The sequence below is a fragment of the Streptomyces beijiangensis genome (genome assembly GCF_017315755.1).
In the GTDB taxonomy this organism is placed as follows: Bacteria; Actinomycetota; Actinomycetes; order Streptomycetales; family Streptomycetaceae; genus Streptomyces; species Streptomyces beijiangensis.
In genome coordinates, this window is sequence record NZ_JAFLRJ010001721.1 from 1 (window position 1) to 268 (window position 268).

General features: G+C 52.2%; 1 protein-coding gene. It reads left to right on the forward strand.

Annotation, left to right across the window (positions count from 1 at the left end):
* On the forward strand, positions 1 to 268 hold a 268-nt coding region (locus J0695_RS46695; protein ID WP_505383662.1), incomplete at both ends, for a GGDEF domain-containing protein.

Sequence of the window (268 nt, forward strand, 5' to 3'; positions counted from 1 at the left end):
TACCATTTCCTTGACGTTAAGCATCGGAATCGGTGCATCTGTTGCCTCGTTGAAAGAGCTCGGCGATTTGGCGCAATCCAGCCTTGACTTGGCGCTGGGACGCGGAGGAGATCAGGTGGCAATCAAGCAGCCGAACGGGAAAGTGAAGTTTTACGGCGGTAAGACGAATCCTATGGAAAAACGGACGCGCGTCAGAGCCCGGGTCATTTCACACGCGCTCAAGGAGATTGTCTCTGAAAGCAGCAATGTGATAATCATGGGTCATAAG